Source organism: Prevotella sp. P4-67 (assembly GCF_002251325.1).
In the GTDB taxonomy this organism is placed as follows: Bacteria; Bacteroidota; Bacteroidia; order Bacteroidales; family Bacteroidaceae; genus Prevotella.
In genome coordinates this window covers 1-6,545 of sequence record NZ_NPJL01000075.1, presented here as the reverse complement: position 1 = coordinate 6,545, position 6,545 = coordinate 1, and the positions used below count along the sequence as shown (strand labels likewise).

The window sequence follows — 6,545 nt, the reverse complement described above, 5'->3', positions numbered from 1 at the left end:
TTTTCGGGGACGATTTTTGCTTTTTACTCTCACCACACATCGTAGACAGAACGCCTCGTAAACGCCCGATAATGACGCCTGACCACGCCGATAAAATGGAAATAACGGTAGTTTTTCAGTGCCCTCCACATGGGCCAGGTGAATTTCTGATAGACAGAATCTAAGGAATGTATTTCGACGAGGTTGAGTCCGATAACATGTTTTTTGAGGTCTGTATTGCGGTATTGCTTCTTTACGACAGCATAGGCGCGTCCCAGATCCTCAAAAATGTAGGGCGCAACGTCGGCGAAAGGTTCCGATTCAAGACCATCCATAGTGATAATATAACACTCGGGAACCACATCATTATATGTGAACCCCCACCAGTATGCCACTATCTTCGAACAGATAAATAGGTGATGCGGTTTTATTCTTCAAAAAGCAGCAATTTTGTTGATAAAAAAATTGCAAATGCGAAATATTATCATTAACTTTGTTGCATCAAAATACGAGAAGAATGGAAAGTACGGAGATTATAAAGAACGCAGGCCTAAAAATCACTCCGCAACGTAAAGTGGTTTATGAGGTTATGATGGAATTGCGTCATGCTGCCATTGATGAAATAATCAAGTGTGTGCAATCCAAAGATAATGAGATAACCATCTCAACCATCTATCGCATTCTTGATTCGTTTTGCAAGGCTAATCTGTTATCACTTGTGTTCCATCCCGAAGTGGGGAAAAGCTATTATGACATTACCGTGACAGAGCATCACCACATATTCGAGGGAGAGAGCATCTTGGATTATATGGATGAAGGGCTTACGGAATTGATACGACAGTATTTGAAAGAAAAGAATTTTGCATCGGTTGACATTAGCCGAATACAGGTGCAGATAACGATAAATAACCCAAAGTTAAACTCTAAAAAGTAAAAAGTATGAGAAGTATCACGACTTTCGATTTGCAGTATGCACATCGGTTCTATGGCTTCCAAGGCGAAGCCCAGTATCTTCACGGTCACACTGGCACACTGACCATTGAGGTGGAAGATACGGTTGAAGAAGGTGTAAACATGGTGTACCCTTGTAATGAAATCCAAAAGGTGGCATGGAGCCTGTTGAAGAATTTTGACCATGCCTTGGTGCTCCGCGAAGATGACCCTTTGCTTCCTGCCATTCTTGATGTGTATGAAAAGCAAGGCATCAAAAACGGCCATCCGCAAAACAAAATGAAAGGAGAGGCCTTCAAGACCGAATTGGCAACGGCTTACCCCAATGCCCGTCTGGTTGTTACCAAAGAAACCATGACAGTGGAAGGTATGATTAAGATTGTATATGACTTGTTGAAAGACAAACTGAACATCGCTAAGATCACTTTCACAAGCGGTGTGAATGCCGCGTCTGCCGAGTTTACCACAAAGAATAACATCGACCGCTGTCCTCTTTGCGGTGTCGCCCTCAACGCGGATGGAGTATGCCCAAAATGTGGTTATCGGAAAAAATAATCCACGTAAAGCTGCATATAAAATAAAGTGATGATGAAAATATGGGGCTGTGTCGTAATTAAGGTTTACGGCGCAGCCCCGTATTTTACAAGTTAGAAAAATAATTTGAAATTCGGCTAATGGCTTCAACCTTTGTTTCCATAACCACATCGGCATACACCTGTGTTGAATTTATGCTCGTATGTCCGAGCAACTTGCCTACTGTGTACAAGTCACTTCCGGCAGCCAGTGTCAGCACGGCAAATGTGTGACGGCTCGTATGGAAACTGACATTTTTCGTAATCTCTGCATCCGCAGTCATTTTTTTAAGATACCTGTTACATACTCCCAATATAGTCAGTTCAAACACCTTTTGGCTCGGCTTGCATCCGTTTCGCTCAGGTAACCAATGCAAAGCCGATGGGTTTAGAGGGATTATTACCTGTCTGCCTACTATCAGTACTTTTGCGGTCTTGAGGCTTTCAGTATATCTGCACCTTGCGCCTCATCCGAGCTTGTACATTTCCGTCACCGTATCGGAGAGGAGGGCGTGGAGCTTATCCTCAAGGAAAGCATCCACATCAATCTTGCCATGGAGGACAAGAAGAAGGAGGAGGATGACAGGAATAAGGGAAAGGACGGTCATGGACGCAAGAGCGACCATCGTCTGGGACGGAACTTCTACAAGGGTCTTTTCGGAGACTCTATAAATGTCATGCTCGCTGCTGCCGCATATAACCTCAAAAGAGCCATGAGGCTCTTTTGTGCCTTTTCAAATGGGTCATTAGGAGGCTCATGACAGAGGGACAATGGTCGGTTATCACATATAATGCATTCACATGCGCGCATGTGCGAAGTTTTTAAGGCTCGACTAATTATAGAGAGGCTATCATTCTCGTTTAATTTGTAAATTTTACTGTTTTATAGTGATTATTCTTTATCCTTGCTAAGGGAAGCATCGTGGCATCACAAAGTTTTTTTGGGGGGAGGCTGTCCGAAAACCTATTAGGATAGTGAACAGCTGATAATGGTTACTATTCATTATGCTTGTTATATTTGTTTTAACTTTGTATATTCTTGAAAACAATCATTTTGCTTATATTTATAGTATATAATTCACTAAAATATGGCATATAAAAAAGGTCAAGATAGACGTCAGAGGGTTCTTTTCCCAGATTGCATTGACGAGTATGTAGAGTCAGACGCCCCGGTTCGCTTGTTTGATGCTTTCGTTGACAGCCTCAAAATGGATGAACTTGAATTTATTCGCAGTACTCCGGCTGAGACTGGCACTCCTGGATATGATCCTCGCGATCTGCTCAAACTCTATATTTATGATTACTTCTATCAGGTACGTTCCTCTCGTAAACTAGCCCGTGAATGCAAGTGTAACGTAGAGGTTATGTGGCTGCTTAACAAGCTGACTCCCGACTTTCGTACAATCTCTGATTTCCGCAAGGATAACAAAAAGGCTATAACTAAAGTATATAAGGAGTTCAACAAGTTCTACATGGGACTGAAGCTCTTCTCCAAGTCATATATCTCCATTGACGGAAACAAGTTCAAGGCTGTAAATGCCAAGGACAACAACCTAACTCTTAACAAACTCGATGATCGAATCAAGCGTCTTGATGAGCATATTTCAATCTACATGGAAGAGCTTGATGCATACGACCATGAAGAAGGGCGCAAGCTCTCAAAAGACGAGTTGCAACGTAAACTCGATGTTTGTAAGGAGCGCAAGGAACGTTATGAGGGCTATTGTGATACTCTTGAAAAGAGTGGCGAAAGTCAGATTTCCCTAACCGACCCAGGCTCCCGACTAATGAAAGCTAACGAAGGCTTTTGTGTCGGCTATAATGTGCAGACCGCCGTTGATGCAGGAAGCCACATGATAGCCGGCTTTCAAGTAACAGACAGTCCTACCGACTATGGTCTAATTACAAGCGTTGCATCAGAGGTGAAAGCCGATTATGGCGTAGAGGTTCTTGAAACTACAGCAGATAAGGGATATGAATGTCCTGAGGATCATGCTGATGCATTGGCTAATGGTATTATACCAAATGTTATACAGCGTGATGGCGGATGCACAGAGCAAGTTCAGTTTAACTACAATGAGGCGACTATAACTGACGCACAGAAGGCAAGCACAAAGCCCGAAGATATGAAGGCTTGCCTTGAAGCAGGTGTTATCCCAGATACATACAAGGATATCCTAACCGATGTCCATATCGCAGAAATCAAGGAATACTCATCTGATGTGGCTGATTCTGCAGTACTTCAGATGACACCAGAACAAATGCGTGCTAAGGCTCTTGAGGGATACTTTGTAAGGGATGCCGAACGTAACCTTGCCTATTGTCCTCAAGGGGAAATACTGAGACAGAAGTCAACCAAGAGAAACGGCATGATACGATACTGCAACAAGCTCGCTTGCAAGAAATGCAAGTGTAAGTGTACCGTACAGAAATTCAAGGAGGCTGACTTTGGTAAGGATACCTTGATTAGAACAACCAAAGCAAAGCGTAAGCAACTTAAAGATGAGAACGATGACAAACCGAAACCTCCAAGAACGAAGGTTATAAAGAAAGTTGTTTGTTACATTTTGCATCTCGATCAGAACAAGATGGATAATCGTAAGTGTCTCTCCGAACATCCTTTTGGAACCATGAAGCGGGCACTTGGACAATACTATTTTTTACTGAAAGGCAAACTGAAAGTAATGGCTGAGATGGGTCTATTCTGCCTATCTTACAACCTTCGTCGTGCCATATCCCTCAAAGGGGTGCCAGCACTTATAGCATCTCTTATATAAAGACTATTACCATCGAAAAACACGCATAATTATTACTCATATCGGCTTTTCTTGGCCCTTATGACAATTTGTTTAACATAAACTGAAATTTTAATATGAAAACTTGTATGCCCTTAGATGGGTTTAGGTGAAGTTGCGATAGCGACTCTGCCCTCTGTGATATTCCCCAAACTAATGTTTTCGGACGGACTGGGGGGACGCACGTTCGTGAGGTCCTTAAGGTTCAGCTGACTACCTCTCCGCCCAATCGCCACGGTCGAGGTTGCGGTAGCCTATAGCCTCGGCGAGGTGGTGTTGCTGCACGCTGTCGCTGGCGTCAAGGTCGGCGATGGTGCGCGCCACCTTCAGTATGCGACTGTAGGCGCGTGCAGACAGTGAGAAGCGCTCCATCGCCATGCGTAGGAGGTCCATCCCGGTGTTGTCGGGTTCGGCGTATTGGTGAATCATGCGCTCCGTCATCTGCGCGTTGCAGTGTATGCCTTTGTGTGTGCGATATCGCTCCGCCTGTATGTCGCGTGCCTTGATGACGCGCTGGCGTATGGTGGCACTCGCCTCGCCTGGCGCCGCCTTTGATATGTCTTTGAACGGCACGGGGCTTATCTCGCACTGTATGTCTATGCGGTCTAAGAAAATGCAGACCGCATATTTTATGCTACTTTGATATTGTATCGGATAATTTATCAGCATTTATTGGAAATGCAATAGCATTATGTGAATATGAAATACGTTTAATACTATATGGCTGCTCTAATCCTGGGCAGTATTCGTTGATTTGCCGATTACTGAAAATCTTAATGTCATTGATGATGTTTTTGCTATTCCAGCGTTCAGGCATCAATGTCTTCTCATTATAGAAAATAATTGTGAAGGTTTTGCCAGGTTCCAAGTATTTGACAAAGCAGTATTTCGGCGCAGAAGGATGCCACCAATCCCCTATCATATTGGGGTCGGCACCGATGTCAAAAATAGAGAAGTCTCCTCTGCGCTTCATCAAATATCGTCTAATGGCCTTTCTATGGTCACGCCCATAGTCATTGTTGTCAAGCCATATCCACAAAACCTCATTGTCAGTGTTATCAATTGTAGCTATCAATTGAAGCGTTCTGCAGCTGTCGTTAGTTACTACCACTGTATCTATCTTCAGGTTATATGCCAATGCTGATTGTGAGGTTGTCAGTACAAGCAGCAACAATATTTTTATCGTTCTCATTGTGGTCATGAAATCCTTTTATGTTTTGTAGAGAATATCATAGAGACAATACTATTTTTATTCTCTGCCCCGTCGCCACGGTCAAGACTACGGTAACAAATAGCCTCGCCCACTAATTTATATAATTCGATTAAATCATAATAATTACTTTGCTTTTCTTTTGAAATTCTTGCATGTTTGTGCGTATGATGGTGGGGTGTTTTGAGGAACTCCCATACTCTTAAAGGCTCCACAATGAGCAATTCCATCATTTCTATTAAGCCATGAGAGATTAGTGGTACAATCGAAACAACTCCTTTCAGAAGAATCTTGTGAACTTTCTTGTTCGTCTAATATATGTTGCCGTTGTTCACATTTGGTTTGCTGTCTTCTCAAGTATTCTTTTTGTTTTTGTTCTTCTTTGCGCCTACGTATTAATGTAGCTTGCCTTTCATCTTCCTCTTCATTTTTTATTCGCAGTTCTTTCTCATCAGGTTTGCAAATTCGATATTGTCTATCATTGTTCTTTAGAGTAAGTGGAGACGAAGCATCTTTCTTCCTAACGCCACAGCAGTTATTACTTATTGGGCAAATATCACATTCTGATACTTCAACTACTCTAACTTTCTTGTTTGCCTTGGCATATCTCTCTTCAATACTGTTAAAGTAAGTCTCATTATTTATCCATTTTCTATCGTCTTCTGTTGTAAGAAGAAAATCTTCTAAAGACTCAAGGGTTTGGTTAGACAAATTAATTTCGAGACATGTAAGATTATTATAATCAATAACTTGTTTGTGCTTAACTTTATCTTTAAATGTAAACTCTATCATGAATTGCTTACCTTCCGATGTCGTTGCTATTACATCAGGTTGTTTATCCTCCCTTTCGTAACTACTATCAATCTTGACACTAACAAATTCTATATGTTTGGGATGGAAGATATCATAATCCTAAAATCCGCAACTATCATCCAATACACGATTAAGGGTAGATTTATGAGTCGTTAGTAGCAGCTTTCAGTAAAAAGCAACAGCACAACATCAATATGTAGCCACCATCCCCTTACCCCACGATGC

7 protein-coding genes and 2 pseudogenes are annotated in these 6,545 nt (G+C 42.2%); 4 read left to right on the top strand and 5 right to left on the bottom strand.

Translation table 11 applies throughout. The annotated features are described in order from the left end of the window. Positions 1–29 precede the first annotated feature (29 nt). Positions 30–314, bottom strand: coding sequence for a hypothetical protein (locus tag CIK92_RS12815; RefSeq protein ID WP_094389334.1), 285 nt, complete (start codon positions 312–314; stop codon positions 30–32). Between the two features lie 182 nt (positions 315–496). Here CIK92_RS12815 and CIK92_RS12810 point away from each other — a divergent pair, with 182 nt between their 5' ends. Beyond that, on the top strand, positions 497–913 hold the full coding sequence (locus tag CIK92_RS12810) for a Fur family transcriptional regulator (protein WP_094389333.1): 417 nt from the start codon (positions 497–499) through the stop codon (positions 911–913). Positions 914–918: 5 nt separating this feature from the next. Further along, positions 919–1,485, top strand: a complete 567-nt coding sequence (locus tag CIK92_RS12805; protein ID WP_094389332.1) for a 6-carboxytetrahydropterin synthase — start codon at positions 919–921, stop codon at positions 1,483–1,485. Positions 1,486–1,570: 85 nt separating this feature from the next. On the opposite strand, the gene CIK92_RS14135 is transcribed toward CIK92_RS12805, so the two are convergent. Then, positions 1,571–1,834: a tyrosine-type recombinase/integrase gene (locus CIK92_RS14135; protein WP_256387340.1), complete on the bottom strand. Its 264-nt coding sequence runs from the start codon at positions 1,832–1,834 to the stop codon at positions 1,571–1,573. Between the two features lie 75 nt (positions 1,835–1,909). Here CIK92_RS14135 and CIK92_RS14130 point away from each other — a divergent pair. Together CIK92_RS14130 and CIK92_RS12795 are read left to right on the top strand one after the other, a co-directional pair. Beyond that, positions 1,910–2,068 (top strand): annotated as a pseudogene (locus tag CIK92_RS14130) (transposase); the annotation flags it as partial. Positions 2,069–2,590: 522 nt separating this feature from the next. Next, positions 2,591–4,279 (top strand): transposase, encoded by a 1,689-nt coding sequence (locus CIK92_RS12795; RefSeq protein WP_094389330.1) that lies wholly within the window; start codon positions 2,591–2,593, stop codon positions 4,277–4,279. 231 nt (positions 4,280–4,510) lie between these two features. Here CIK92_RS12795 and CIK92_RS12790 read toward each other — a convergent pair. From CIK92_RS12790 to CIK92_RS13560, 3 genes and pseudogenes are all read right to left on the bottom strand, one after another. After that, positions 4,511–4,906 (bottom strand): annotated as a pseudogene (locus CIK92_RS12790) (magnesium chelatase); the annotation flags it as partial. Positions 4,907–4,931: 25 nt separating this feature from the next. Next, positions 4,932–5,489 (bottom strand): hypothetical protein, encoded by a 558-nt coding sequence (locus CIK92_RS12785; RefSeq protein WP_094387524.1) that lies wholly within the window; start codon positions 5,487–5,489, stop codon positions 4,932–4,934. Between the two features lie 144 nt (positions 5,490–5,633). Next, positions 5,634–6,299, bottom strand: coding sequence for a hypothetical protein (locus CIK92_RS13560; protein ID WP_094387523.1), 666 nt, complete (start codon positions 6,297–6,299; stop codon positions 5,634–5,636). Positions 6,300–6,545: the final 246 nt, after the last annotated feature.